Source organism: Mycolicibacterium gadium (assembly GCF_010728925.1).
Taxonomy (GTDB): Bacteria; Actinomycetota; Actinomycetes; order Mycobacteriales; family Mycobacteriaceae; genus Mycobacterium; species Mycobacterium gadium.
In genome coordinates this window covers 3,616,755-3,641,873 of sequence record NZ_AP022608.1, presented here as the reverse complement: position 1 = coordinate 3,641,873, position 25,119 = coordinate 3,616,755, and the positions used below count along the sequence as shown (strand labels likewise).

General features: G+C 65.8%; 27 protein-coding genes. 19 read left to right on the top strand and 8 right to left on the bottom strand.

All coding sequences use genetic code 11. The annotated features are described in order from the left end of the window. Positions 1-36: 36 nt before the first annotated feature. Positions 37-1,305, top strand: coding sequence for a phosphoribosylamine--glycine ligase (gene purD / locus G6N36_RS17935; protein ID WP_163688222.1), 1,269 nt, complete (start codon positions 37-39; stop codon positions 1,303-1,305). A 1-nt stretch (position 1,306) separates the two neighbouring features. On the opposite strand, the gene G6N36_RS17930 is transcribed toward purD, so the two are convergent. Next, a complete protein-coding gene (locus G6N36_RS17930; RefSeq protein ID WP_179964809.1) occupies positions 1,307-2,128 on the bottom strand; it encodes an alpha/beta hydrolase in 822 nt (273 codons plus the stop codon). Positions 2,129-2,251: 123 nt separating this feature from the next. Here G6N36_RS17930 and G6N36_RS17925 point away from each other — a divergent pair, with 123 nt between their 5' ends. The 3 genes from G6N36_RS17925 to G6N36_RS17915 are packed head-to-tail and all read left to right on the top strand — an operon-like array spanning position 2,252 to position 5,335. Further along, positions 2,252-2,881, top strand: a complete 630-nt coding sequence (locus G6N36_RS17925; RefSeq protein ID WP_083127427.1) for a TetR/AcrR family transcriptional regulator — start codon at positions 2,252-2,254, stop codon at positions 2,879-2,881. A gap of 41 nt (positions 2,882-2,922) precedes the next feature. Further along, positions 2,923-3,888 (top strand): SDR family NAD(P)-dependent oxidoreductase, encoded by a 966-nt coding sequence (locus G6N36_RS17920; RefSeq protein WP_163688220.1) that lies wholly within the window; start codon positions 2,923-2,925, stop codon positions 3,886-3,888. Between the two features lie 19 nt (positions 3,889-3,907). Further along, complete coding sequence (locus tag G6N36_RS17915) at positions 3,908-5,335, top strand: APC family permease (protein WP_163688219.1); 1,428 nt, start codon at positions 3,908-3,910, stop codon at positions 5,333-5,335. Here the strand turns inward: G6N36_RS17915 and G6N36_RS17910 are convergent. Beyond that, positions 5,332-6,186, bottom strand: coding sequence for a DUF429 domain-containing protein (locus tag G6N36_RS17910; protein ID WP_163688217.1), 855 nt, complete (start codon positions 6,184-6,186; stop codon positions 5,332-5,334). The genes G6N36_RS17915 and G6N36_RS17910 overlap by 4 nt on opposite strands. Before the next feature lie 40 nt (positions 6,187-6,226). On the opposite strand from G6N36_RS17910, the gene purB reads away from it, so the two are divergent. The 3 genes from purB to G6N36_RS17895 are packed head-to-tail and all read left to right on the top strand — an operon-like array spanning position 6,227 to position 9,800. Further along, positions 6,227-7,645 (top strand): adenylosuccinate lyase, encoded by a 1,419-nt coding sequence (gene purB, locus G6N36_RS17905; RefSeq protein ID WP_163688215.1) that lies wholly within the window; start codon positions 6,227-6,229, stop codon positions 7,643-7,645. Continuing rightward, positions 7,642-8,877: a cytochrome P450 gene (locus G6N36_RS17900; RefSeq protein WP_163688213.1), complete on the top strand. Its 1,236-nt coding sequence runs from the start codon at positions 7,642-7,644 to the stop codon at positions 8,875-8,877. Before purB ends, G6N36_RS17900 begins: the two co-directional genes overlap by 4 nt. Beyond that, positions 8,874-9,800, top strand: a complete 927-nt coding sequence (locus G6N36_RS17895) for a tellurite resistance/C4-dicarboxylate transporter family protein (protein WP_179964808.1) — start codon at positions 8,874-8,876, stop codon at positions 9,798-9,800. Before G6N36_RS17900 ends, G6N36_RS17895 begins: the two co-directional genes overlap by 4 nt. On the opposite strand, the gene G6N36_RS17890 is transcribed toward G6N36_RS17895, so the two are convergent. After that, entirely contained in the window at positions 9,724-10,587 is an 864-nt protein-coding gene (locus tag G6N36_RS17890) for a type IV toxin-antitoxin system AbiEi family antitoxin domain-containing protein (protein ID WP_163688210.1), read from the bottom strand. The two genes, G6N36_RS17895 and G6N36_RS17890, sit on opposite strands and share 77 nt — an antisense overlap. A 96-nt stretch (positions 10,588-10,683) precedes the next feature. Continuing rightward, complete coding sequence (locus tag G6N36_RS17885; RefSeq protein ID WP_163688208.1) at positions 10,684-11,304, bottom strand: hypothetical protein; 621 nt, start codon at positions 11,302-11,304, stop codon at positions 10,684-10,686. A gap of 30 nt (positions 11,305-11,334) precedes the next feature. Here G6N36_RS17885 and G6N36_RS17880 point away from each other — a divergent pair, with 30 nt between their 5' ends. The 6 genes from G6N36_RS17880 to G6N36_RS17855 all read left to right on the top strand — a co-directional run bounded on the left by G6N36_RS17880 (position 11,335) and on the right by G6N36_RS17855 (position 17,912). Then, positions 11,335-12,228 (top strand): phosphoribosylaminoimidazolesuccinocarboxamide synthase, encoded by an 894-nt coding sequence (locus tag G6N36_RS17880; RefSeq protein WP_163688205.1) that lies wholly within the window; start codon positions 11,335-11,337, stop codon positions 12,226-12,228. After that, positions 12,225-14,360 (top strand): S9 family peptidase, encoded by a 2,136-nt coding sequence (locus tag G6N36_RS17875; RefSeq protein WP_163688203.1) that lies wholly within the window; start codon positions 12,225-12,227, stop codon positions 14,358-14,360. The genes G6N36_RS17880 and G6N36_RS17875 overlap by 4 nt, the downstream gene beginning before the upstream one ends. Positions 14,361-14,397: 37 nt before the next feature. After that, complete coding sequence (locus tag G6N36_RS17870; RefSeq protein WP_163688201.1) at positions 14,398-14,964, top strand: TetR/AcrR family transcriptional regulator; 567 nt, start codon at positions 14,398-14,400, stop codon at positions 14,962-14,964. A 10-nt stretch (positions 14,965-14,974) separates the two neighbouring features. Beyond that, on the top strand, positions 14,975-15,466 hold the full coding sequence (locus G6N36_RS17865) for a glutathione peroxidase (RefSeq protein WP_163688199.1): 492 nt from the start codon (positions 14,975-14,977) through the stop codon (positions 15,464-15,466). A 74-nt stretch (positions 15,467-15,540) separates the two neighbouring features. After that, positions 15,541-16,245 carry a DUF2334 domain-containing protein gene (locus G6N36_RS17860; protein WP_163688197.1) on the top strand — a complete coding sequence of 235 codons (705 nt, stop codon included), beginning with the start codon at positions 15,541-15,543 and terminating at the stop codon, positions 16,243-16,245. A gap of 23 nt (positions 16,246-16,268) precedes the next feature. Beyond that, positions 16,269-17,912, top strand: coding sequence for an FAD-binding dehydrogenase (locus G6N36_RS17855; RefSeq protein ID WP_163688196.1), 1,644 nt, complete (start codon positions 16,269-16,271; stop codon positions 17,910-17,912). Here the strand turns inward: G6N36_RS17855 and G6N36_RS17850 are convergent. Both G6N36_RS17850 and G6N36_RS17845 read right to left on the bottom strand, forming a co-directional pair. Further along, on the bottom strand, positions 17,909-18,520 hold the full coding sequence (locus G6N36_RS17850; protein ID WP_179964807.1) for a hypothetical protein: 612 nt from the start codon (positions 18,518-18,520) through the stop codon (positions 17,909-17,911). The genes G6N36_RS17855 and G6N36_RS17850 overlap by 4 nt on opposite strands. 26 nt (positions 18,521-18,546) lie before the next feature. Beyond that, positions 18,547-19,200 (bottom strand): MBL fold metallo-hydrolase, encoded by a 654-nt coding sequence (locus tag G6N36_RS17845; RefSeq protein WP_163688194.1) that lies wholly within the window; start codon positions 19,198-19,200, stop codon positions 18,547-18,549. 44 nt (positions 19,201-19,244) lie between these two features. On the opposite strand from G6N36_RS17845, the gene G6N36_RS17840 reads away from it, so the two are divergent. From G6N36_RS17840 to G6N36_RS17815, 6 genes are read left to right on the top strand one after another with little or no spacing between them, the layout of a single operon-like run. Continuing rightward, positions 19,245-19,907 (top strand): ATPase, encoded by a 663-nt coding sequence (locus G6N36_RS17840; RefSeq protein WP_163688192.1) that lies wholly within the window; start codon positions 19,245-19,247, stop codon positions 19,905-19,907. Between the two features lie 36 nt (positions 19,908-19,943). Beyond that, positions 19,944-20,195 carry a phosphoribosylformylglycinamidine synthase subunit PurS gene (purS, locus tag G6N36_RS17835; RefSeq protein WP_083127467.1) on the top strand — a complete coding sequence of 84 codons (252 nt, stop codon included), beginning with the start codon at positions 19,944-19,946 and terminating at the stop codon, positions 20,193-20,195. Next, positions 20,192-20,866, top strand: coding sequence for a phosphoribosylformylglycinamidine synthase subunit PurQ (gene purQ, locus G6N36_RS17830; RefSeq protein ID WP_163688191.1), 675 nt, complete (start codon positions 20,192-20,194; stop codon positions 20,864-20,866). The genes purS and purQ overlap by 4 nt, the downstream gene beginning before the upstream one ends. Positions 20,867-20,923: 57 nt before the next feature. Continuing rightward, on the top strand, positions 20,924-21,208 hold the full coding sequence (locus G6N36_RS17825; protein WP_163688189.1) for a type VII secretion target: 285 nt from the start codon (positions 20,924-20,926) through the stop codon (positions 21,206-21,208). A gap of 3 nt (positions 21,209-21,211) precedes the next feature. Beyond that, positions 21,212-22,558, top strand: coding sequence for a hypothetical protein (locus G6N36_RS17820; protein WP_163688187.1), 1,347 nt, complete (start codon positions 21,212-21,214; stop codon positions 22,556-22,558). After that, a complete protein-coding gene (locus G6N36_RS17815) occupies positions 22,558-23,286 on the top strand; it encodes a hypothetical protein (RefSeq protein WP_163688185.1) in 729 nt (242 codons plus the stop codon). Before G6N36_RS17820 ends, G6N36_RS17815 begins: the two co-directional genes overlap by 1 nt. Here G6N36_RS17815 and G6N36_RS17810 read toward each other — a convergent pair whose 3' ends face one another. Beyond that, positions 23,287-24,084 (bottom strand): family 1 encapsulin nanocompartment shell protein, encoded by a 798-nt coding sequence (locus tag G6N36_RS17810; RefSeq protein ID WP_163688182.1) that lies wholly within the window; start codon positions 24,082-24,084, stop codon positions 23,287-23,289. Next, positions 24,084-25,106 (bottom strand): Dyp-type peroxidase, encoded by a 1,023-nt coding sequence (locus tag G6N36_RS17805; RefSeq protein ID WP_163688180.1) that lies wholly within the window; start codon positions 25,104-25,106, stop codon positions 24,084-24,086. The genes G6N36_RS17810 and G6N36_RS17805 overlap by 1 nt, the downstream gene beginning before the upstream one ends. Positions 25,107-25,119: the final 13 nt, after the last annotated feature.

Below are 25,119 nucleotides of genomic sequence, written 5' to 3'. Positions count from 1 at the left end.
CTGTCTGCACCGCGAGAGGCATTAAGGTGTGCGGTTGTGCGCGTCCTGGTGATCGGATCCGGTGCCCGTGAACATGCGTTGCTACTTGCGCTGCGCCGAGACCCCGAGGTCGAGGAACTTGCGGTGGCGCCCGGTAACGCCGGCACCGCGATCATCGCCGACCAGTACGACGTCGACATCACCTCCGGTGCGGCCGTCGTCCAGCTCGCCCAGCGCATCGGCTCCGACCTGGTGGTCGTCGGCCCCGAGGTGCCGCTCGTGCTCGGTGTGGCCGACGCGGTCCGCAGCGCGGGCATCGCCTGCTTCGGGCCCACCAAGGACGCCGCTCGCATCGAGGGCTCGAAGTCGTTCGCCAAGGACGTGATGGCCGCCGCGGGGGTGCGCACCGCGACCAGTGAGATCGTCGACAACCCCGCCAATCTCGACGCGGCCCTGGACCGGTTCGGCCCGGCGGTCGGCGACCCGTCCTGGGTCGTCAAGGACGACGGTCTGGCCGCCGGCAAGGGTGTCGTGGTGACCGCCGACCGCGATGCGGCGCGGGCACATGCCGCCAGCCTGCTCGACTCCGGACACCCGGTGCTGCTCGAGTCGTTTCTCGACGGTCCCGAGGTTTCACTGTTCTGTGTCGTCGACGGCGAAACCGTTGTGCCGCTGCTCCCCGCCCAGGACTTCAAGCGTGTCGGCGACGGCGACACCGGACCCAACACCGGCGGCATGGGCGCGTACGCACCGCTACCGTGGCTGCCCGCCGGTGTGGTCACCGCGATCGTCGATGACATCGTGAAACCCGTTGCCGCCGAACTGGTCAAGCGCGGCAATGGCTTTTCGGGCCTGCTGTACGCCGGGTTGGCCCTCACGTCGCGCGGGCCCGCCGTCGTCGAATTCAATTGCCGCTTCGGCGATCCGGAGACCCAAGCGGTGTTGGCACTGCTGGAGACGCCGTTGGGTCAGCTGCTGTACGCTGCTGCGACGGGGAGGCTCGCCGAGCAGCCGCAGCTGGTGTGGCGCGGTGGCGCCTCGGTGACGGTCGTGCTGGCCGCCGAGAACTATCCCGGCCGGCCTCGGGTCGGTGATGTCATCACCGGGTCGGAAGCCGACGGGGTGCTGCACGCGGGCACCACGCGCCGGGACGACGGCGCGATCGTATCGTCGGGCGGCCGGGTGCTGTCGGTGGTCGGCACCGCGGACGACCTGTCTGCGGCGCGTGAGGCCGCGTATGCGTTGATCAAGTCGATTCGCTTGCCGGGCAGCCACTTTCGTGGCGATATCGGGCTGGCCGCGGCGCAGGGCCGCGTCTCGGTCTAGATCAGGCGACGAGCAGGGGCGCCATCCACGCCACCTCGCCGGGCAACTGCGAGCTCCAGTAGGCGCCGTCGTGGCCGCCGGGGGAGAAGCCGCCCGCGGGCGGGTTGGCCAACTGGGCGACGAACTGCTTCGTCGCCGAGTAGAAGGGATCGCTGTCGCCGCAGTCGATCCGGATCGGAATCGAGTTCAGCGCAGGCAGGCCCCACACGCTGTTGGCCTCGTAGTCGTCGGCACCGTCGAACGCACCCGGCGCAGTGGCACCCGAAGATGTCCACAACGCGGGGCTGACTGCGGTGATCGCCGCGGTGCGTGCCGCACCCAGGCGCGCGCCGAGCAGCAGTGCGCCGTAACCGCCCATCGACCAGCCCATGAATGCCACGCGTGACGTGTCGAGTCCCTGCTCGCCGAGCATCGGGATGAGCTCGGTGAGCACCATCGCACCGGAGTCCTCGCCGGAGGCCCGCTTGTGCCAGTAACTACCGCCGCCATCGACCGCGACCACGGCGACCGGCGGGATGCCGGCGTCGACCGCTTGCGCCAGTCCGTTTTCGACACCACCGGCCATCACACCCGCGGCGTCCTGGCCCTTGCCATGCAGCGCGATGATCGGGCGCAACGGGGTGGTCTGTCCCGGCGGACGGGCGATCGCCCAGTTCGTCGAGACGCCGCCGCGCGCCGCCGAGACGAACGAGCCGTCAACGTACGTCGGGGCGGGGGCTGCGGTCGCCGGTGGCGACAAGCGCAGAGTCGCCGCCCCGGCCACCGCGCCGACACCGAGGCGCAAAAGGGCGCGTCGACTCAGTTCGGGCATGGCGGCCATCATGCCATCGGCGCCTCAGGCTGCCGGATCGGCTTCGGTGGGCACGGTGAGCAGAAGTGCGGACTTGTCTGAGTAAAGGCTGATGATTGGCCGAAAGCCCGATGCCGTGCCCTTCAGACTGGCAGCATGCTTTACGTGACAGCAGCGGTCACTCCGAAGGGGGAGAGAAGGCGCTACGCGCTGGTCAGCGCTGCTGCCGACCTGCTGTGCGAAGGTGGGTTCGACGCAGTGCGGCACCGTGCGGTGGCTCGTCGCGCCGGGCTGCCTCTGGCGTCGACGACGTACTACTTTTCATCGCTCGAGGACTTGATCGCCAAGGCTGTCGAATACGCGGGCGCGCGTGAGGCCGAACAGCTTCAGGTGCGGGTGTCCGCCCTGTCGCGGCGGCGCCGCGGCGCGGAGTCGACGGCCGACATCTTGGTCGACCTTCTCGTCGGGGAGGCCAACGGACTGCGGGTCACCGAGCAGTTGATCTCCCGATACGAGCGTTACATCGCCTGCGCCCGCCAGCCGGGGCTGCGCGATATCGAACGGCGCATCCTGCAGCAGCGCACCGACGCCGTCGTCGAGGTCGTCGAGCGATCCGGACGGGCGGTGCGCGTGGAGCTGCTCACGGCGTTGGTGTGTGCTGTCGACGGCGCGGTGGTCGCCGCGCTGGTGGGCGACGGTGACGGTCCGCGCGCGACCGCCCGCGCGACATTGATCGACGTCATCGATGTGCTCGCGCCGATCGACGAACACGTCGCCCAGGTGTGATCGACGTTTGCGCAGTTCGCATGTTGGATAACTAGCTACGGGTGAGATTCGCCAGGCTTCTCGACAACGCGCTGGACCGCTCCGTCGTACTCGGTTACACAAAGATCGGTTCACGTTTGCGGCGGACATGGTGGCCGGCGGACCCGCGGCCAAAGGCGATGGCCGGAAAGCGCGTTGTCGTCACCGGTGCGACGGCAGGGATAGGTGAGGCCATCGCCCGCTCGTTCGCCGAACTCGACGCGACCGTCCATCTGCTTGGTCGAAACCCCGACAAGGTCAGGCATTCGGCGGGTGCGATCCGGCGCGCGGTATCCGGGGCGATGGTGGTCGAAGAAGTCTGCGATGTATCCGATCTGGACGCCGTCCGGGCCTGGTGCGACGACCTTTCCGGTCGCATCGAAGAACTCCACGGGGTGGTTCACAACGCCGGTGCGATGCCGAAAGAGCGCATCGAAACGCCTCAGGGTCACGAAACCCAGCTGGCTTGCCACGTCCTGGGACCGCACCTCATGACCGAGAAACTCTTGCCGTTGCTGCGGGCTGCCCATGGCGCTTCGGTCGTCTTCATGTCGTCGGGAGGCATGTACACATCTCCGCTTTCGGTCGACGACATGGAATCGAAATCCGGTGATTACAACGGTGTTCGGGTGTACGCGCGAACCAAGCGGATGCAGGTGACGCTCGCGGAAGCGTGGGCGCACAGGCTCTCGGGTTCTGACATTCGGGTCGAGAGCATGCACCCGGGCTGGGTAGAGACTCCCGGCGTCGCCGGAGCATTACCGGTGTTTCGAGTGGTGACACGCCCACTGCTGCGCGATACTGCAGACGGTGCAGACACTGCGGTGTGGCTGGTCGCCACCCGACCCGAATCTGAACCGGGCCATTTTTGGCACGACAGGGCCCAGCGGCCAACGACGTTCGGCTGGCAGCGCACCGAGGATCCTGAATTGGTTACGCAATTCCTCGACGCGGTTTCATCGATGACGGGAACAATGCAGTTCACCTAGGACTGGCGGGAGGCGCATCGTGACAAAGCCGGAAACTGCGGAGGGTCAGCCGGAGCTGAAACGGGTGATGGGCCCGGGACTGCTGCTGCTGTTCGTCGTCGGCGACATTCTCGGCACCGGCGTATACGCGCTCACCGGGCAGGTGGCCGGCGAGGTCGGTGGCGCAGCGTGGCTGCCGTTCCTGCTCGCGTTCGTGATCGCGACCATCACCGCATTCTCATATCTGGAGCTGGTGACCAAGTATCCGCAAGCGGCGGGCGCAGCGCTCTACGCGCACAAGGCATTCGGCATCCACTTCTTCACCTTCATCGTCGCCTTCGTCGTGATGTGCTCGGGTATCACCTCGGCGTCCACCGCGTCGCAGGCGTTCGCGTCCAACTTGATCAAGGGCTTCGGACTGGACTGGGGCAAGGTCGGAATCGCGGTCATCGCGTTGTCGTTCATGGCGGGCCTCGCTGCGATCAACTTCCGCGGCGTCAGCGAGAGCGTGAAACTGAACGTCTTCCTCACGATCATCGAGATCACGGGCCTGCTGATGGTGATCATCGTCGGACTCTGGGCGTTCACGCAGGGCGGCGACAACCTCGACTTCTCACGGATCATCCTTTTCGAAAGTGAAAGCGATAGAAGTACTTTCGTGGCGGTGACAGCGGCGACCTCGTTGGCGTTCTTCGCGATGGTCGGCTTCGAGGACTCGGTCAACATGGCCGAGGAGACGAAGGACCCGGTGCGGATCTTCCCCAAGGTTCTCCTCAGCGGCCTGACGATCGCCGGTGTCGTCTATGTCCTCGTGTCGATCATCGCGGTGGCACTGGTGCCGATCGGTGACCTCAGGGAGAGCAAGACCCCGCTTGTCGACGTCGTCGAGGCGGCGGCGCCCGGGCTGCCGATCGACACGATCTTCCCGTTCATCACGATGTTCGCGGTGTCCAATACGGCCCTGATCAACATGCTCATGGCCAGCCGATTGATCTATGGCATGGCGCGCCAACACGTACTGCCCCCGGTATTGGGTTCGGTGCACAAGACCCGGCGCACTCCGTGGGTGGCCATCATCTTCACGACGGTCATCGCATTCGGGCTGATCTTCTACGTGTCCGCCTTCGCCAGCGACAGCGCTGTCTCCGTGCTCGGTGGCACGACTTCGCTTCTGTTGCTTGCGGTTTTCGCGATGGTCAACATCGCGGTGCTGGTGCTCCGCCGAGACGTCAAGCAGGCAGGCGGGCATTTCAAGACGCCGACAGCGCTGCCTGTGATCGGTTGCATCGCATCGCTGTACCTGGTGACTCCGCTGTCGGGCCGTCCGGGTTCGCAGTATCTGTTGGCCGGCGCACTGCTGCTCGTCGGGATCGCGCTCTTCTTGATCACCCTGGCGATCAACAAGCAACTCGGAATCAAGCAGACGGCCATCACCGATCCCACCCAGCTGGCCGAAACGCCGGACTAACCCCCGAGTTGTCTGCGGATCGCGGTGAGCTCACGCTGAGCCCGCTCGATCATCTGTTGCACCTGCTCGAGCCGGGCAACGATATCGTCCGAACCCGATTGCGCTGCGGTCTGATTCGGCTTCTTGACACGGTCACCCGGCAGCGTCGGGGTGACGATGTATCCGCTTTCGGCGTCGCCGTAGATGGTGACGTCTTCGGGTCTGTCGTACCAGTAGGCGCACACGTAGGCGCAGATGACCGCGTCGACGGGATCCTCGTCGCGGTCCAGCTGTGACGGCCGGGTGGCCGCCTCGACCCGCTTGCGCAGCGCGACCCACGCGACGTTGCGATTGACGCGCAACCTCGGAGTGGCCGCGTCGAGGCCCTCGATATGAGTCATCAACGTCAGCAGCGCAGCCTTGCGCTCGTCGAACGGTCCGCGCTTGTACTTGAGGGTCTTGGTGAGATTGAACAGGACGATCGACGCGGGATGCGGGAAGACCTCGATCGCCCGCCTGCTCGCATCCGACGACGGGTCCAGCTCGAGACCGAGCGCTTCGGCGAGCCGCGCGCCGCGGGGATGCTTGAACTCGGGCTTGTCGGTGAAGGCCGGGCGCGCGCCGGCCTCGAAGCGCTGGAAGTCGCGGTTGTAAGCGGCCTCGGCGGGACGGTGGCCCGTCGCGTTCTTCACTATCAGGGGGGCGTCGATACCCACCAGGCATGCGTCGCCGGTATAGGGCGCGATCGCGGCGATGATGCTGTTGTCGTCCCCGGCGGCCCCGACGTGCAACAGCCTGCCGTCGGCATCGATGGCCGCAACGCCGGTCTGGTTCTTCTCACCCCATGCGAGATCAAGCCCAACGAAGTACATACGGCAAGACTGCCTTACCCGGGCCGTAAGCTGTGTGTTTGTGTCGATCCCGAATGTGCTGGCCAACCGGTACGCCAGCGACGAGATGGTGGCCATCTGGTCGCCGGAGGCGAAGGTCATGGCCGAGCGGCGGCTGTGGTTGGCGGTGCTGAGAGCACAGGCTGAACTCGGCGTCGATGTGCCGGAAGGCGTGATCGAGGACTACGAGCGGGTGCTCGAGGACGTCGACCTTGCGTCGATCGCGGCGCGCGAGCGGGTGACCCGCCACGACGTGAAGGCGCGCATCGAGGAATACAACGCGCTGGCGGGCCATGAGCATGTGCACAAGGGCATGACGTCTCGCGACCTCACGGAGAACGTCGAGCAGCTGCAGATTCGTCGCTCCCTGGAACTGGTGTTCTCGCACGGTATCGCGGTGGTGGCCCGGCTCGCCGAGCGCGCCGTCGTCTATCGCGACCTGGTGATGGCGGGACGTTCGCACAACGTCGCCGCGCAGGCCACCACGCTGGGTAAGCGATTCGCGTCGGCCGCCGAGGAGCTTCTGGTCGCGTTGACCCGGCTGCGTGAACTCATCGACCGGTACCCGCTGCGCGGCATCAAGGGCCCGATGGGCACCGCGCAGGACATGCTCGACCTGCTCTCCGGCGACGCGTCGAAACTGGCCGATCTGGAACGGCGTGTCGCCGAATTCCTTGGCTTCACAGAGATTTTCATCAGTGTCGGCCAGGTATATCCGCGGTCGCTGGACCATGATGTCGTCTCGGCTCTCGTGCAGGCCGGTGCGGGACCGTCATCGATGGCGCACACGATCAGGCTGATGGCGGGCCACGAACTGGTGACCGAGGGTTTCGCGCCCGGCCAGGTCGGCTCGTCGGCGATGCCGCACAAGATGAACACGCGCTCCTGCGAACGTGTCAACGGGCTGCAGGTGGTGCTGCGCGGTTACGCGTCGATGGCAGCCGAACTCGCGGGCGCGCAGTGGAACGAAGGCGACGTCTTCTGCTCGGTGGTGCGGCGGGTGGCGTTGCCCGACGCGTTCTTCGCGATCGACGGGCAGACGGAGACGTTTTTGACCGTGCTCGACGAGTTCGGCGCCTATCCGGCGGTGATTCAGCGCGAGCTCGACCGGTATCTGCCGTTCCTGGCGACGACGCGGATCCTGATCGCGGCGGTGCGCGCAGGCGTCGGCAGGGAGACCGCTCACGAGGTGATCAAGGAACACGCCGTCGCGGTGGCGCTGGCGATGCGGGAGAAGGGCCAGGAGCCCGACCTGCTCGACCGGCTGGCCGCAGACTCGCGACTGCCGCTGGACCGGATGTCGCTGGAGGCGGCACTGGCGGACAAGCAGGCGTTCACGGGTGCGGCCGGCGATCAGGTGGACCGGGTCGTGGAAGCGGTGGGCGAGTTGGTCAGCCGGTATCCGGAGGCCGCCAAATACACGTCGGGCGCGATCCTGTGACTTCAGTGGCGGGTGCGCTGGCCGGGATCGACTTCACCGATCTGGACAACTTCGCCGACGGCTTTCCGCATGCGCTATTCGCGGTGCACCGTCGCGAGGCGCCCGTCTACTGGCACGAGCCGACCGCCAACACGCCCGACCACGAAGGGTTCTGGTCCGTCGCGACCCACGCCGAAACCCTTGCGGTGTTCCGGGATCCGGTGACGTACTCGTCGGTGACCGGGGGAGCCCGGCCGTTCGGTGGCACGCTGCTGCAGGATCTGGCGGTTGCGGGACAGGTCCTCAACATGATGGACGATCCGCGGCATTCCCACATCCGCCGCCTCGTCAGCTCGGGTCTGACACCGCGGATGATCGCCCGCGTCGAAGACGATCTGCGGAGCCGCGCCCGTCGACTGCTCGACGACATCGAGCCCTGCAGTGCCTTTGATTTCCTGGTCGACGTGGCCGCCGAGCTGCCGATGCAGATGATCTGCATACTGCTGGGAGTGCCTGAATCCGAACGCCATTGGCTGTTCGAGGCGATCGAGCCGCAGTTCGATTTCGGAGGCTCGCGGAAGGCCTCAGTGGGGCAGTTGACCGCGGAGGAAGCCGGTTCGCGGATGTACACCTACGGCCAGGAGTTGATCGCATCGAAGCGGTCCGCGCCGACCGACGACATGCTGTCGGTGGTCGCAAACGCGACGGTGGAGGACGAGAGCCTCTCGGACATGGAGCTGTACCTGTTCTTCAGCTTGCTGTTCAGCGCCGGTGCGGAGACCACACGCAATGCCGTCGCGGGCGGGTTGTTGGCGTTGATCGAGTATCCGGACCAATTCCAGGCGCTGCGTTCGGATTTGACACATCTGCCGACCGCGGTCGAGGAGATGGTGCGGTGGACGTCGCCGTCGCCGTCGAAGAGGCGAACCGCGACGCGCGACGCGGAGCTGGCGGGCTGCGAGATCAAGGCCGGCGATAAGGTGCAGATCTGGGAGGGCTCGGCGAATCGCGATCCGCTGGTGTTCGCGGATGCCGAAACCTTCAACATCACGCGCAAACCCAACCCGCACTTGGGGTTCGGCCAGGGAGTGCACTACTGCCTCGGCGCGAACCTGGCGCGGCTCGAGCTGCGGGTGCTCTATGAGGAGCTGCTGACGCGGTTCGGATCGGTGCGGCTGGTCAAGCCTGTCGAGTGGACGCGCAGCAACCGGCACACGGGTATCCGCCACATGGTGGTCGAACTACGGCCGTGAGACCCGACGTATTCGCGGCGGTCATGGCGACCGGCATCGTGTCGATCGCGGCCGCGGATCACGGCCTCGGTGTCATCAGTGAGATCCTGATTGTCTTCGCCGCAGTTGGGCTGCCGGTGTTGATGTTTCTGGTGGCCAAGGCATGGCGCGAGTTCGATATGCGCGATCCCGACGTCACACTGGCGCTGTTCACCTATGTCGCGGCGTGTGCGGTGGTGGGTACGCGGCTGGCCGATCATCGCATCGTGCTGTGGGTGTTGGGGGGCATGGCGTTGCAGGGCTGGTTGTCGTTGGCGCCGATCTCCGCTCGCTCGATGTGGCGGCACCGGTGGACGGGGCTGCGCGATCGTGCTCGCGGCGGATGGGAGCTCGCTGCGGTCGCGACGTCCGGGTTGGCGATCGTCTTCGCCGAACTCGACGTCGTCTTCTGGGCTTTCATTTTCTGGGTGCTCGGCATCTGTCTGTATCTGGCGATGACATCACTGGTGCTCTGGCGGGTGCGCCACGATGCGTCGTCGGCGGAGCTGGTTCAGCCTGACGTATGGATTCTGATGGGCGGCATAGCGATTGCGACGCTGGCCGGTGACCATCTGCATCACGCGCTGATTCCCGGGCCGATCGCCGACGGCGTGCGCGCGGTGACAATCGCAACGTGGATCGTGGCGACGGTGTGGATTCCGGTGCTCGGCTACGTGGCGGTCCGGCGATCGGTGGGGCTTGGCTGGCCCGCGGTCTTCCCATTCGGAATGTACTCGTCGGCGACCTATGCGATGTTCGTGGAGACCGGCTGGCGGTGGTTCGTCGTGATCTCACTGGCGTTCTTCTGGATCGCGTTCGCGGCGTGGCTCATCGTGGCTGTCGGAGAGCTGCTGCGATTTCAGCGATTACGCGCTGCGGGTACTCCGTCAGATCCAGCCAGGTGAACCGCAGCACCTGCCAGCCACTGAGCGATATCGTGTTCTGGCGCGTGCGGTCGCGCTGGAAAACTTCTTCGTCACTGTGAAATGCCCAGCCGTCGACCTCGATGGCGATCTTTTCCTTCGGGAAAGCGATGTCGACCTTGTAGCCGCCGACCGGATAGTTGGTCTTCCATCCAGTGAATCGTGCATCTCGCAGGAGTTTGACCATTAGACGCTCAGCCTCCGAACGCGCGCCGTCCCCGGCGGCTTGTAGCAACTGGCGGGCGGCGGGTGAACCATGCCTGCCTTTGTTGCGCAGGTGTGCGCGCCAAAGCTGTTCGAGCTCGACGTGACGCTGCAGGGCGCGGTCCATCAGCTTCGCTCCGTCGCGTCGACGTACCGCTGCCTCGACGACGGTCAGCGGGAGCGCGGTCACCCGCAAGCCATTGCGTTCGACAACGTCGCGGGGGCTCAGATCGCGTCGCCGAGCACGGACGCCATATCGTCGGCGGTGGTTGCTGACCTTGGGCACCGTTACTTCCACGGGGTCGGGTGCATATCGAGTGAGCCCATGCCACCACGCGGCGGCAAGTCCGCTCGCCGTTGCCTGCGGGCCGTAGGACCAAACCGCAGCACGAATTCTCGCGGCCTCGGTGAACGGTCGGTCAGCGACGAAGTAGACACCGGGCGTACACCGAAGCCATGCGCCCGAGCGGACCCGTCGGTTTACAGCGTCGTGACTGAGGCCGGCGGCGCGCGCTTGGACGAGCGTGATGACCCCGTCGTGGTCACGCAGATAGTCCTCGAGCACGCGAGTTCGGACGCGCGTGAACTCGCAAATGGTTCCCCTCGATGCGATTTGTGCACACTTACCGGCGCTCACCGCCGCTAGACGTGCACAAATCGCTTATTGGCGAACGCGTCGGACGCCGGCGGCCCGCAATTCCAACGCCGCGAGGCCGCGGATGACCACGGGGTCGTAGCTGCGCCACGCTCCGACGGGGTCCTCGTCGACCGCCAGCAGCTTGTTCAACGGGCGATTGGCCAACGCCCGCATCGCCAGCAACTGTTCACCCGCGGGCGTTCGCGCCAACGTGATTGCAATCCACTTGCGACGGAAGAACCGAATACGCAGGAACAGCCAGGGCAGTGCGACGAAAAGAATCGGCGGGGCCGCAACCGCCAGCGCCAGCACCCACGCCAGCCACGACGCCGTCGAGTCGAGGCTCTGCCCGGCACCGGCGATGTCGAGCGCGGCCTCGGCCGCCGCCCGCAAGGGTTTGGCCAGCGAGTCCCCGACGAGCGGGAAGTCGTCGGTGTTGTCACCGGCTGAGTTGAGGTTGTCGGCGACGCCGTTGGCGCCGTCCCGCACTTTACGGCCCACTTCGGCGATCGTGGACACGGCGGAGTGGACGGCCATGCCGATCAGCACCCAGATCACAGCCCAGGTGATCACGACGATGTCGCTGATCAACTGGGCCAGCAGGCGGGTCGGCGTGGTGGCATAGGGAAGAAACCGCGAACTCATGATGCCGATGCTGCCCGATAGGCTGGCCCGATGCGTCCCGCTCTGTCCGACTACCAGCATCTGGCCAGCGGCAAAGTTCGTGAGCTGTATCGAATCGACGACGAGCACCTGCTGTTTGTCGCCACCGACCGCATCTCGGCCTTCGATTACATCCTCGACAGTCAGATCCCCGACAAGGGTCGGATTCTGACCGCCATGAGCGTGTTTTTCTTCGACCTCGTCGACGCACCCAACCATCTGGCGGGCCCACCCGACGACGAACGCATCCCCGAGGATGTCCTGGGCCGGGCGCTGGTGGTCACCGAACTCGAGATGATGCCCGTCGAAGCGGTGGCGCGCGGCTACCTGACCGGCTCAGGGCTGATCGACTACCAGAAGACCGGTTCGGTGTGCGGGATCCCGCTGCCGTCCGGTCTGGTCGAGGCCAGCCGGTTCATCGAGCCGTTGTTCACCCCGGCGACCAAAGCCGAACTGGGCGCGCACGACGAGAACATCTCCTTCAACGACGTCATCGAGCTGGTCGGCGCGGTGCGGGCGAACCAACTGCGCGAGCGCACGCTGCAGACCTACATCCAGGGCGCCGACCATGCGCTGACCAAGGGCATCATCGTCGCCGACACCAAGTTCGAGTTCGGTGTCGACTCCGACGGCAACCTGCGGCTGGCCGACGAGATCTTCACGCCTGACTCGTCGCGCTACTGGCGCGCCGAGGAGTACTCCGAAGGCGTCGTGCAGAACAGCTTCGACAAGCAGTTCGTCCGCAACTGGCTGATCGGCCCGGAGTCCGGTTGGGACCGGCACGGAGACAAACCACCGCCGCCGCTGCCGGCAGAAATCGTCGACGCGACCCGTTCGCGTTATATCGAAGCCTACGAACGCATCTCGGGCCTGAAGTTCGACTCCTGGATAGGGCGACCCTCATGAAACCACCCGTCGCGAAGAGGGTAAGTCATCGAAGAGAGCATCACGGCGACGTCTTCATCGACCCCTACGAGTGGCTGCGCGACAAAACCGATCCCGAAGTGACCGAGTACCTCGAGGCGGAGAACGAGTTCACCGACAACGCCACCGAGGGCCTCGCGGACCTGCGGCAGAAGATCTTCGACGAGATCAAGGCCCGCACCAAGGAGACCGACCTCTCGGTGCCCACCCGGCGCGGCGACTGGTGGTACTACGGCCGCAGCTTCGAGGGCAAGCAGTACAACGTGCATTGCCGTTGTCCGATAGGTGATTTCAACGACTGGACGCCGCCGGAGCTTGACGAGCAGACCGCGATCCCCGGCGAACAGATCCTCATCGACGAGAACGTGGAGGCCGAGGGCCACGACTTCTTCGCGCTGGGCGCCGCGGGGGTCAGCATCGACGGGAACGTCCTCGCTTTCTCGGTCGACACCAATGGCGATGAGCGATACACGTTGCGGTTCAAGGACTTGCGAACCGGCGCGATGTACGACGACGAGATCGCCGGCATTAGTGCAGGCGTGACGTGGGCCGCAGACAACCGCACCGTCTACTACACGACGGTCGACGATGCGTGGCGGCCGGACACCGTGTGGCGGCACCGCATCGGATCCGGTCTACCTGCCGAGCGGGTGTATCACGAGGCCGACGAGAAGTTCTGGCTGGCAGTGGGGCGTACGCGCAGTGACAAGTACGTTCTCATCGCCGCGGGTAGCGCCGTGACGACCGAGGTCCGATACGGCGACGCTGTGGACCCGCAGACAGAGTTCACCCAGGTCTGGCCGCGCCGCGAGCTGGTCGAGTACTCGGTCGAACACGCCATCGTCGGCGGTGAGGATCGATTCCTGATCCTGCACAACGACGGTGCGGAGAACTTCGCGCTCGTCGAGGCACCGGTGTCGGACCCGATGACGTTCCGCACGCTGATCGAGCACCGCGATGACGTTCGCCTCGACTCGGTCGATGCGTTCGAGGGACACCTCGTCGTCGGCTACCGAAGCGAGGCATTGCCGAAGATCCAGCTCTGGCCCATCTACGCGAACGGCACCTACGGCCATCCCGAGGAACTCACCTTCGAATCGGAACTGATGTCGGCGGGGCTGGGGGGAAACCCGAACTGGAGCTCACCCAAGCTGCGGATCGGCGCCACCTCCTTCGTCATCCCGGTGCGGATCTACGACGTCGACCTGGCCTCGGGGGAGCGCACGCTGCTGCGCGAGCAACCGGTGCTCGGCGAGTATCGGTCCGAGGACTACGTCGAGCGTCGCGACTGGGCCGTCGCTGCCGACGGCGCGCGGGTTCCGATCTCGATAGTCCACCGCATCGGCTTGCAGTACCCGGCACCGACGCTGCTGTACGGCTACGGGGCCTACGAGTCCTGTGAGGATCCACGGTTCTCCATCGCCCGCCTTTCGCTGCTCGACCGCGGCATGGTGTTCGCGGTCGCCCACGTCCGAGGCGGCGGTGAGCTCGGGCGCCCCTGGTACGAGCACGGAAAGCTGCTCGAGAAGAAGAACACGTTCACCGATTTCGTCACCGTTGCACAGCATCTCGTCGACACCGACATCACCCGGGCCGAGACCATGGTCGCCTACGGCGGCAGCGCGGGCGGGCTGCTCGTCGGGGCCGTCGTCAACATGGCTCCGGAACTGTTCGCGGGCGTCCTCGCCCTCGTGCCGTTCGTCGATCCCCTGACCACCATCCTGGATCCGTCCCTGCCGCTGACCGTGACTGAATGGGACGAGTGGGGTAATCCGTTGCAGGACAGCGACGTATACGACTACATGAAGTCCTACTCGCCGTACGAGAACATCGAGGCCAAGCGATATCCGCCCATCCTCGCCATGACGTCGTTGAACGACACCCGCGTGTTGTATGTCGAACCTGCGAAATGGGTGGCCGCACTGCGGCACACCCATCCCGAGGCCGCACCCGAGGTGCTGCTCAAGACCGAGATGAACGCCGGCCACGGCGGCATCAGCGGACGCTACGAGCGGTGGAAGGAAGCGGCGTTCCAGTACGCATGGCTGCTCGACGCCGCCAAGGCCAACCATGTCGGCGGCGCGTACGAAGAAGAACTGCTCGACCGTTCCTAGATCTAGGCGTTGTCAAGATCGACGGTATGATCACGGGATGACCAGGGATTCCTACCATCACGGCGACCTGAAGGCCGTGATCCTCGCGGAGGCGGCCGAACTGGTCGCCGAGCGGGGTGCCGACGGGATCTCGCTTCGGGAGTTGGCTCGTGCCGCCGGGGTCTCGCACGCCGCCCCGGCGCATCACTTCACCGACCGACGTGGGCTGTTCACCGCGCTGGCTGCCGAAGGTTGGCGCAAGCTGGCGACCGCTCTCGACGGTGCCCGTCCCGAGTTCATCGACGCAGCAAGGGCATACGTGGGTTTCGCACTCGAGAATCCCGGTCACTACGCGGTGATGTTCGACCGCTCGCTCGTCGATCCCGACAACGAGGAGCTGATCTCGGCGCAGGACGCGGCGGGTGCCGAACTCGTCCGTGGCGTCGGCACTCTCGACGACGCGCGGGCCGAGAACGACCCGCGGGCCGCGCAACTGGCGGCATGGTCTCTGGTGCACGGATTTTCGCTGCTGTGGTTGAACGGCAACGTCCCAGCCATCGACGACGGCGCCGATCCGATGCAGACGGTGCACCGAGTCGCGGGGATGCTGTTCAAGAGCGGGTAGCGTGCCAGGCATGACATCGCTCAACGACATCCCACTGACCACGCTCGACGGCCGGCCGACCACGCTCGGCCAACTCGCCGACGGAGCCGCGCTGGTGGTCAACGTCGCCTCCAAATGTGGCCTCACGCCGCAGTACACGGCGCTGGAGAGGCTGGCCAAGGACTACCGGGACCGCGGGCTCACCGTGATCGGCGTGCCGTGCAACCAGTTCATGGGTCAGGAGCCGGGTTCGGCCGAGGAGATCGCGGAGTTCTGCTCGACCACCTACGGGGTGACGTTCCCGCTGCTGGAGAAGACCGACGTCAACGGCGACGGCCGGCATCCGCTGTACGCCGAGCTGACCAAGACGGCCGACGACGCAGGTGAAGCGGGCGACATCCAGTGGAACTTCGAGAAGTTCCTACTCGCACCGGGTGGCACCGTGGTCAAGCGGATCCGACCGCGCACCGAACCGGACGCCCCTGAGGTCGTCGCGGCGATCGAAGAAGTGCTGCCCCGGTAGTTCGCACCGGATGGACAACTGCGCGCAGGGTGTCAGAAACCGTTGCGACACCTGCAGTTGCCACACTTGAGCGCGTGGCTGGACAACTGATCGTCTCGATCTCCGGGATCAGCGACCGCACCATGGGAGAGGTCGAGGACTTCTGCGGTCAGCTCGACGCGCGCGCAGTGCCGGTGTCGTTTCTGGTGGCACCGCGAATCAAAGGTGGATACCGGCTCGATGAAGACACCCCCACCGTCGAGTGGCTGAGCCGCCGGCGCGACGCGGGCGATGCGATCGTGCTGCACGGTTTCGACGAAGCGAGCACCAAGAAACGGCGCGGTGAGTTCGCGACCCTGCCCGCACACGAGGCGAACCTGCGACTGATGGCCGCTGACCGGGTGATGGAACACGTCGGGCTGCGCACCCGACTGTTCGTCGCGCCAGGCTGGACCGTGTCGGCTGGGACGGTCACGGCGCTGCCTCGCAACGGCTTTCGCATGCTCGCGGCACTCAACGAGATCACGGATCTGGTGCGTGACACGACTGTGCGTGCCCGGGTGCTCGGCATAGGTGAGGGTTTTCTCACCGAGCCATGGTGGTGTCGCACGTTGGTGCTCGCCGCCGAACGCACGGCACGACGCGACGGCGTTGTTCGGGTCGCCGTGGCGGCCCGTCATCTGCGTAGGCCCGGACCGCGGCAGGCGATGCTCGACGCTGTCGACCTCTCCCTCATGTACCAGTGCACGCCCGTCGTCTATCAATGGACGCCGTACAGCGCATTGACAGACGCCGCGTAGCCCGCGGCCGCTAACGTGGCGGCATGACAGACGCTGATGTCATTGTCGTAGGAGCTGGTCTCGCCGGTCTGGTCGCCGCGTGTGAGCTCGTCGAACGTGGCCGCCGGGTTCTGATCGTCGACCAGGAGAACGCCAACAATGTGGGTGGTCAGGCGTACTGGTCGTTCGGCGGGCTGTTCTTCGTCGACAGCCCCGAACAGCGCAGGCTCGGCATCCGCGACAGCTATGAGCTCGCGCTGCAGGACTGGCTCGGCGCTGCGGGATTCGACCGGCCCGAGGACCACTGGCCGCGGCAGTGGGCACACGCCTACGTCGACTTCGCCGCCGGCGAGAAGCGCGGCTGGCTGCGCGAGCGTGGACTGAAGACCTTCCCTGTGGTCGGTTGGGCCGAGCGCGGCGGCTATGACGCTCGCGGACATGGCAATTCGGTCCCGCGGTTCCACATCACGTGGGGCACCGGACCGGCGATCGTGGAGGTGTTCGCCCGCCGGCTTAGCGGGAACGCGAAAGTGACCTTCGCGCATCGCCGTCGGGTCGACGAGCTTGTTGTCGAGGACGGCGCGGTGGTCGGCGTGCGCGGCGCGGTGCTCGAACCGTCCGATGCGGCCCGTGGTGAGGCGTCGTCCCGAAAGACCGTCGGCGACTTCGAATTGCGGGCGCAGGCGGTGATCGTCGCCAGCGGGGGGATCGGCGGCAACCACGACCTCGTCCGTCAGAACTGGCCGACGCGGATGGGTCGCGTTCCCGAGCAATTGCTGAGTGGTGTCCCCGCGCACGTCGACGGCCGGATGATCGGCATCAGCGAGACGGCAGGCGCGCGGGTGATCAACAGCGACAGAATGTGGCATTACACCGAGGGCATCACCAACTACGACCCGATCTGGCCGCGGCACGGCATCCGCATCATTCCCGGCCCGTCATCACTGTGGCTGGACGCCACCGGCAGGCGTCTGCCGCCGCCGTTGTTCCCCGGCTTCGACACCCTCGGCACGCTGGAGTACATCGCCAAGACCGGTCACGACTACACCTGGTACGTACTGAGCGCGCGCATCATCGAGAAGGAGTTCAGTCTGTCGGGGCAGGAACAGAACCCCGATCTGACCGGGCGTAGCGTGCGCCAAGTGTTGAGCCGCGTGAGGCCGGGTGCGCCGCCGCCGGTGCAGGCCTTCGTCGACAAGGGCGTCGACTTCGTGACGGCGAATTCGTTGCCGGAGTTGGTATCCAAGATGAACGCGGTGCCCGACGTCGAGCAACTCGACTACGACGTCGTGGAAAGGGAAGTCACCGCCCGCGACCGGGAGACCGTCAACAAGTTCACCAAGGACAGCCAGATCACGGCGATCCACGGTGCGCGCGCGTTCATCTCCGACAAGATCAGCCGCGTCGTGGCGCCACACCCGATCACCGACCCCAAGGCAGGTCCGCTGATCGCGGTGAAGCTGCACATCCTGACCCGCAAGTCCTTGGGCGGCTTGGAAACCGATCTCGATTCCAGGGTGTTGAGGGCCGACGGTTCGGTGTTCAGCGGGCTGTACGCCGCGGGCGAGGCTGCCGGATTCGGGGGCGGTGGCGTGCATGGTTACCGCTCGCTGGAGGGAACCTTTCTCGGCGGCTGCGTGTTCTCCGGCCGTGCGGCGGGTCGGGCGGCGGCGAGGGACGTCGGCTAGGGCAGGTCGATGGTGGTGGTCACCGCGACCAACTGCGGTGTCGACGGTGCGGACGAGAACCCGAACCGCACCGGCGGATGCAGCGCCGTGAGCCCGCCGACGTCGTCTCCTTCGAATGTGCCGTCGACAGCTGTGATGAGCCTCGTGCGCCCGACCCCGTAGTACTCGCGACGCCCATTGCCCGCGCTGCCCGCGGTCCGAACGCCCGGCACCAGCATCGTCGCGAGCGGATTGATGAGGCGCAGCCAGGCCGGCGTTCTCATCAGTCTCGGTGGTACCAACCGGAGCAACCAGTCGAACGGCGCGGGACCGCCGAGGCTGCCGGACACCGCGAGGCCGGGCGCGGTGACGCTGAACCCCTCGGCGGTGCGCCGGACATCAACCTCGCCGAGTTCTATCCGGTCGAAAGTGTAGGTCTGCGAGACGAATTCGGCGATGACGGATGTCGGTGCGAGTAAGGTGCGTTCACCGTCCGCCGATTCGACCATGACGTCGGCGAAGCGGCCGAACGGCGACTCCTCCCACGCCCCGACGACCATCCGGACACCCGCTTCGGTTCCGAATCCCGCGATGTGGCCACTGAACACCAGGCGCCGTGCGCGCACCACTCAGAACTCCGCCGCCCAGACGCGAATCAAAACTCCGTGCCGTTCTCCTCTGCGAGCACTTGGAAGTCGGTGTCGGTCATCTCCTCGAGCCGGCCGTAGAAGATGCCCCTGGCGCTGGGGTCGACGATGCCCTGATGGATCGGGACTGCATGCGTAGGAGCGACCGCGCGCAGGTAGTCCACCGCCTCTGAGATCTTCATCCACGGAGCGGCGGTCGGTGTCGCGAGCACGTCGACCGGTTCGCCGGGAACGTGTAATGCATCGCCGGGATGCATCAGTCGTGCCGAATGGGTGGCATCGCCGACCAGATACGAAATGTTGTCTATCACAGGGATTTCCGGATGGATGACCGCATGGCGCCCGCCGGTGCCGCGGACGGTGAGGTGTCCGATGCTCAATTCGTCGCCGACGTTGACCGCCTGCCATGAACCGCCGAGCTGGGCGGCCGTCTGTGGATCGGCGTACAGCGCGGCCTGCGGGTTGGCGTCGAGGAGTGCGGGCAGGCGCTCCCGGTCGGCGTGATCGGGATGCTGATGGGTGATCAGGATGGCAGACAGGCCGGTGATGCCCTCGAATCCGTGGGAGAACGTACCCGGATCGAAAAGAATCGTGGTTTTGTTCGCCGAATCGTCGCGAAAGTTGGCGAGTAAGCACGAATGGCCGAAATGCGTCAATTGCATTCCTATATTGTGCGCGCAGGCGTTCTCCAGGGGGTAGTGCAGACGTGCGATTGTTGTGGGCGTTGGCTGTCGCGACGTGCGGGCTGACCATCGCCCCGGCGACTGCCTCCGCGGTGCCCGGCATCTGCCCGCCGATCTGCGACGCCATCCCCGATCCGGCGTGGATCGCACCGTCCGCCATTCCGCTCGACGCGGTCTATCATTGGCCCGGCCTTGCCGGTCTTGCCGTCAGAGCGCCCGCGCCACGGTTCATCTTCGAGGAGATGTGCGCGTCGCCGCCGCTCATCGCCGACGCCAGGGACTATGCGGTGGCCGCGATTGCGACGGTGACCGAGCCGCCCGGGCAGTGGCAGCTGCGGGCGCAGGTCATTCACTGGCGCGGCCCCACCGCGCAGTTCGGGCCGACGGCCACGCAGACCCTGGATCTGGCCAGAGCGCGGCTGCGGGACTGCCAGGTCACCGCTCCGCTCGCTTCCCCGTCGATCACGACGAGCGATCCGTTTCGGCTGGCCGCGGTGATCAGCGTGCCCGGTCAACGGGTGGTTCACCAGTACCTGTTCGCCCACCCGTCCAGCAGCACCGTCGTGGAATTGGCCATGTGGTCGACACTGCCGCCGCTCGTGCCCTGGTCAGCCGCGCCGGACGCGCAGGTGTTCGACGCGCTGGCGGCCCCGCTGTGCGATGCGTACATCGGATCGTGCCGGTGAGGCGGCCCGGCAGAACCCGCAGGTAGAGTGGTCGCCGTGGCAAGGGTGGTAGTGCATGTGATGCCGAAGGCCGAGATCCTCGACCCCCAGGGGCAGGCGATCGTCGGCGCGCTGGGTCGTCTCGGCTTCGGCGCGGTCTCAGATGTGCGGCAAGGCAAGCGGTTTGAGCTTGAAGTCGATGACAGTATCGACGACGACACGCTCGCCGAGATCGCCGAGTCGCTGCTGGCGAACACCGTCATCGAGGACTGGAGCGTGAGCCGGGAACCGGCGGGGGACGGGTCGTGACGGTCCGGATGGGTGTGATCACCTTCCCCGGCACGCTCGATGACGTCGACGCGGCGCGGGCGGTCCGGCTCGCCGGTGCGGAGTCCGTGAGTCTCTGGCACGCCGACGCCGACCTCAAGAAGGTGGACGCCGTGGTGGTGCCCGGAGGCTTCTCTTACGGCGATTATCTGCGGACCGGTGCGATCGCGAAGTTCGCCCCCGTGATGGGTGAGGTCGTCGGCGCAGCGGCGCGGGGTCTCCCGGTATTGGGTATTTGCAACGGATTTCAGATCTTGTGCGAGGCCGGGTTGCTTCCCGGTGCGCTGACCCGCAACGCCGGTCTGCATTTCGTGTGCCGCGACCTCTGGCTCGAGGTGGCATCGAATACGACGGCGTGGACATCGCGGTACGAGCTGGGTGCCGACCTGCTGGTGCCGCTGAAGTCGGGGGAGGGCCGGTACGTTGCCAGCGACGACGTGCTCGACGAGCTCGAGGGTGAGGGACGGGTCGTCTTCCGCTACCGCGAGAACCCGAATGGTTCGATGCGCAACATCGCCGGGATCGCGTCGGCCAACGGCCGGGTTGTCGGTCTGATGCCCCATCCCGAACACGCCACCGAGGCGCTGACCGGGCCGTCCGACGACGGTCTTGGCCTGTTCTACTCCGCTCTGGACCAGGTGTTGGCCGCGTAGCGGTCCTAGTGAAACTGGTGCGCTGACGGTCCGGTGACCGGTGTTACGTTCAAGACCGTGTTAGTCGATCCCGAAGTATTGCGCGCATTTGCTGCACAGGTGAATACGGAGTCCGGCGCCATAACGACCACCAACATCGGGCTCAAGGCGACCACGGCTGCCGACGGGCTCGCAGGGTCCACCACGCAATGGGCGATGCGCCTCGCGGGTGAGCACATCGCGCAGCAGGGCAACGACATCGGTACGAACATCACCAAGATGGGCGCCGCGGTACGCGGCGCCGGCGACACGTACGAGGTGGAAGACAGCGCCCTCGCCGGCGCGTTCGACGGGTTGTTCTGACCCGTGATTCCGTCACGATCACAGCTGCGGACCTGGAATCCCGACGCAGCCGAGAATGGCTCATCGACACTCAGCGACGCGGGCCTAGCGGTGTACCGCGCGGTGCGCAACCTGGACGACGGCTGCGACCGCATGTCCGAGGCCCGCGCATGGGGCGGGCCTGCGCATGATGCCGCGGCGGCGATGTTTCACCGTGCAACGGATGCCAGTTCGAAGTTCAGCCACTACACCGAAGGCGTGGCGGCCGCGCTGTCGAAGGGCGCGGTCGCAATCAGCGCCGCTCGTACCGCGCTGCTGAATCACGCCGACGCAGTCGATCGTGGCGAACTCTTGGTCAACGACATGTGGGTGGTGCTCATCAAACCGGCCCGCGTCTCGGCGGAGAAGGCGGCCGACCTGCAGGCTGCGGCGAAGGCAGAGCAGGCTGAGATCAATCGGTTGCTGACTGCCGTCGGCGACGCCGACGACACTACTGCGTCCCAGATACAAGCTGCGGCAGAGAGTTTCGGCTTCACGATGCCCAGCCCCGACGATCCACACCGTCTCTTTCCTGGCGTCGGAATGGCCCGACCCGCCGACGAGGTCCCCAATCCGATGGACCTCTACGGCCTGATGCAACAGGGCGTCTTCCGCGACAACGACATGGCGCAGACCGTGCGGGAGAGCAAGGAGTGGATCACCGAGGACGGTCAGGTGCGCAAGACGTTGCTCATGATGGACGGCAGTAGACATGAAATCTACGAGTGGAACGAATCGCTGCCGTGTGTCGAGGACACGTACTACGACAAGAACGGACATGAGGTGTCGAGCACGTTCTCGCAAGACAAGACGCACTATGACGGAACGAAGTTCACGTCCATCAGATTCGCCAACGGCACCGAGGTCACGATGACGCGGACCGCGGACGGCAAGTGCACCGGCGGTGTGACGACGGGCGATGGCCGCCACGGCGCCCTGCCCGACGAGTTCTTCTCACACCCGGCGCTGACAACCGTCGGCGGAGCGCTCACCGGTCTCGAGGAGCAGGCCGCGCGCGGAATCCCGATGTTGTCACCGCAGTCCGTGGAGAACCTGGGCAAGGTCGGCAAGTACGGCGGCCCGACGCTCGGGGTGGCGGTGGCGCTGTACGACACGGTGACGGCGAAGACCTTCGAGGACGCCTGTGTTGCAGCGATTTCGGGTGGTGCGGCAATCGGGGGTGGTATGGCGACCGGTGCTGCCTTCGCAGGGGGAATCACCGCGGCGGGTGCTCCTGGGGCTGCTCCGGCGCTCGCGTTTGTCGGCGACATAGCCGGCGGGGCGGCGTTCGGTTACCTCGGCGGCATCATCGGCAATATTGTGTGCCGTTGATGAAGCGTGCGACCGCGATCTGCTCGGGGCTGTTCTGCGTCAGCTTCGGTGTCTTCACCGCGGCGTGGACCGTGATCTTTGTCGTCCACGGAGAGTTCCTCAATGCCGTCGTCGCATTCGGGTTCGCAACGTTCTGCTTCGGTTTCCTCATCCCGCTCTTCACGGTGATTCCCGGGAAAGCCGCTCCGCGTGTGAACGTGGACGAGGGAGGAACGACGTTCCGGCCCGATCGCGGCGTTGAAATGCCGTTGTATATCGGGCTGCTCGGCGCTGTGACGGCGTGTGCGGTTTACACGATTTTCGCCCCCGCGGGAAGGGTGACTATTGCGATACCGCACTCCATGCGGTACTCAATACCATTCGCGTCCGGCGTTCTCGTGTTGATGGGTGTGCCCATGCTGTGGCGATACTTTCGTCGGGGCAGCACCAAGTATCTACGCCTGACGCCCAGCGGATTTGAACTGGAAGAAAGCTGGCGGACTGAGTCCGGCGAATGGGGTCAGGTGAAGAACGTCACTGACGAGTCAAGCGACAAGAAGTGGGCCAGGTCCGGTCCGATCGTGTTCGTCATGTCCGATGACCGTACGCCGACGATCGCGGCGAGTGCGATGACGCCGGACGGCAAGGCATTGCGCGAACTGGTCCGGTTCTATTGGGAGCATCCGGAAGTGCGCGACGAACTCACCGACGGAAAGGCGATCGAGCGCCTGGCCCGGAGCCTGGCCTAGCTACTTCGCCAGCGCCACAGACGCTTCTGCGGTGTAGCACAGGAAGGTCAGCGTCTCCTGCAGATACAGCTCGACGGATTCCGCGTTGTGCGACAGGTAGCCGATGCATACGTCGGTCCCCAGCTGCAGATCGAAATCGCCACCGCGCGTCGACAACACAAACGCTCCATCGATGGCGGGCGCCCAGATGATCTCGCCGTCCACCAGCCGGTTGAGGTGCTCGCGAATCGGATAGCCGTGCTCGGTCGTCTCGCTGACCTCGGTGTACACGTCTGCCGACAGCAGCACCGAATACGGCCCGTCGACACCGGCCAGCCGCAGCTCGGTCAGCGCCTGGGAGATGACGTCGGGGATCTCGCGGACATCGCTCGGTAGCGCCAGCGCAGGATTGTTGCTGCAAGCCCGGATGCCCTCGATCGACGCTGCGCCGTAACCCTCGAAGATCGCTCGGTCCTCGACGAAGGCCAGTCTCTTCGCGGCCTCCTTGACCGGATCCCAATCCGAGTCCTGCGAGCCACGCTCGACATCGTCGATCGCGGTGCGGCTCAACGTGAACGGCACGCGCAGGCGCACCAGCGGCTTGCTCTCCCGCAGGTGTGCCACCACGCCCTCGCCCGGCGGGGACACATCACGGAGGTGGCCGGTGCTGACCGCCGCCGTCACCGGGCCTCCCGGCTCGCTGACGTCGACGACGCGCCGCCCCGCGATGTGCCGTTTGAACGTTCGGGTCGCCTCCAGCTCGATTTCGTCCCAGGCGGCTTCGGTGATCGGAGCGAGCTCGCGATACAGGTTGTTCATCAACGGGTTCCTTTCAGGCTGCCGATGCCCAACGAGCCGTCCCTGACGGGCAGGCCGGCATCGGCGGGGACGTCTTGTGCTGCCTCCGAATCCGGAAGCGGAGGAGGGTCGTTGAGAAAATCGACGATCGGCGTGAAGAACTTCCCGCCGGTGATGGCAGTGGAGAACTCCAGGATGTGGTCGGTGTTGCCCGGCGGATCACCGAGGAACATGTTGGAAAGCATCTGCTCGGTTACCGCGGCAGTTCGCGAGTAGCCGATGAAATACGTACCGTATTCGTCCTTTCCGATCTCACCGAACGGCATGTTGTGACGCACGATCTTCAGTTCGGTGCCGTCCGCGTCCTCGATGACGTTAAGTGCGATGTGTGAGTTCGCCGGCTTGACGTCGTCGGCCATCTCGATGTCCTCGAGCTTGCTGCGTCCGATCACCAGTTCCTGCTCGGTGACCGACAACGAATCCCACGACGACATGTCGTGTACGTACTTCTGCACGTGCACATAGCAGCCACCGGCGAAATCGGGATCCTCATCGCCGATCTCGGTGGCGGACACCGCAAGTGGACCCTCTGGGTTCTCGGTGCCGTCGACGAACCCAAGTAGATCGCGGTTGTCGAAGAAGCGGAATCCGTGCGTCTCGTCGACGACGGTGACCGCGCCCAGCGCCTTGACGATCCGGCCCGCCAACTCGAAACACATATCCATCGACATCGCCTTGATGTGCAACAGCAGGTCCCCCGGCGTCGACGGCGCGTGGTGGCGTGGGCCGGACAACTCCATGAAGGGGGTCAACTCCGCCGGCCGCGGCCCCGAGAAGAGCCGGTCCCACGCGTCCGACCCGATCGACGTCACCACCGATAGGTGCTTGTCGGGGTCGCGGAAACCGACCGCACGCACCAGTCCGGCGATATCTCCGAGCCCGTCGTGCACAGCTGCCTCGCCGCCTTCGTCAATGGTCACCACCAGGAAGATGGCCGCAGGTGTGAGCGGCGCCGTGACCGGCTGCGGCAGTGGTGCGGGCACCTCACGACCCTAA

What these genes read in the sequence shown, in the direction of transcription:
- G6N36_RS17930 (WP_179964809.1), bottom strand. Translation starts at nt 2,128, where the DNA reads ATGATGGCCGCCATGCCCGAACTGAGTCGACGCGCCCTTTTGCGCCTC.
- G6N36_RS17925 (WP_083127427.1), top strand. Translation starts at nt 2,252, where the DNA reads ATGCTTTACGTGACAGCAGCGGTCACTCCGAAGGGGGAGAGAAGGCGC.
- G6N36_RS17910 (WP_163688217.1), bottom strand. Translation starts at nt 6,186, where the DNA reads ATGTACTTCGTTGGGCTTGATCTCGCATGGGGTGAGAAGAACCAGACC.
- G6N36_RS17885 (WP_163688208.1), bottom strand. Translation starts at nt 11,304, where the DNA reads ATGAGTTCGCGGTTTCTTCCCTATGCCACCACGCCGACCCGCCTGCTG.
- G6N36_RS17880 (WP_163688205.1), top strand. Translation starts at nt 11,335, where the DNA reads ATGCGTCCCGCTCTGTCCGACTACCAGCATCTGGCCAGCGGCAAAGTT.
- G6N36_RS17875 (WP_163688203.1), top strand. Translation starts at nt 12,225, where the DNA reads ATGAAACCACCCGTCGCGAAGAGGGTAAGTCATCGAAGAGAGCATCAC.
- G6N36_RS17870 (WP_163688201.1), top strand. Translation starts at nt 14,398, where the DNA reads ATGACCAGGGATTCCTACCATCACGGCGACCTGAAGGCCGTGATCCTC.
- G6N36_RS17865 (WP_163688199.1), top strand. Translation starts at nt 14,975, where the DNA reads ATGACATCGCTCAACGACATCCCACTGACCACGCTCGACGGCCGGCCG.
- G6N36_RS17855 (WP_163688196.1), top strand. Translation starts at nt 16,269, where the DNA reads ATGACAGACGCTGATGTCATTGTCGTAGGAGCTGGTCTCGCCGGTCTG.
- G6N36_RS17845 (WP_163688194.1), bottom strand. Translation starts at nt 19,200, where the DNA reads ATGCAATTGACGCATTTCGGCCATTCGTGCTTACTCGCCAACTTTCGC.
- G6N36_RS17815 (WP_163688185.1), top strand. Translation starts at nt 22,558, where the DNA reads ATGAAGCGTGCGACCGCGATCTGCTCGGGGCTGTTCTGCGTCAGCTTC.
- G6N36_RS17810 (WP_163688182.1), bottom strand. Translation starts at nt 24,084, where the DNA reads ATGAACAACCTGTATCGCGAGCTCGCTCCGATCACCGAAGCCGCCTGG.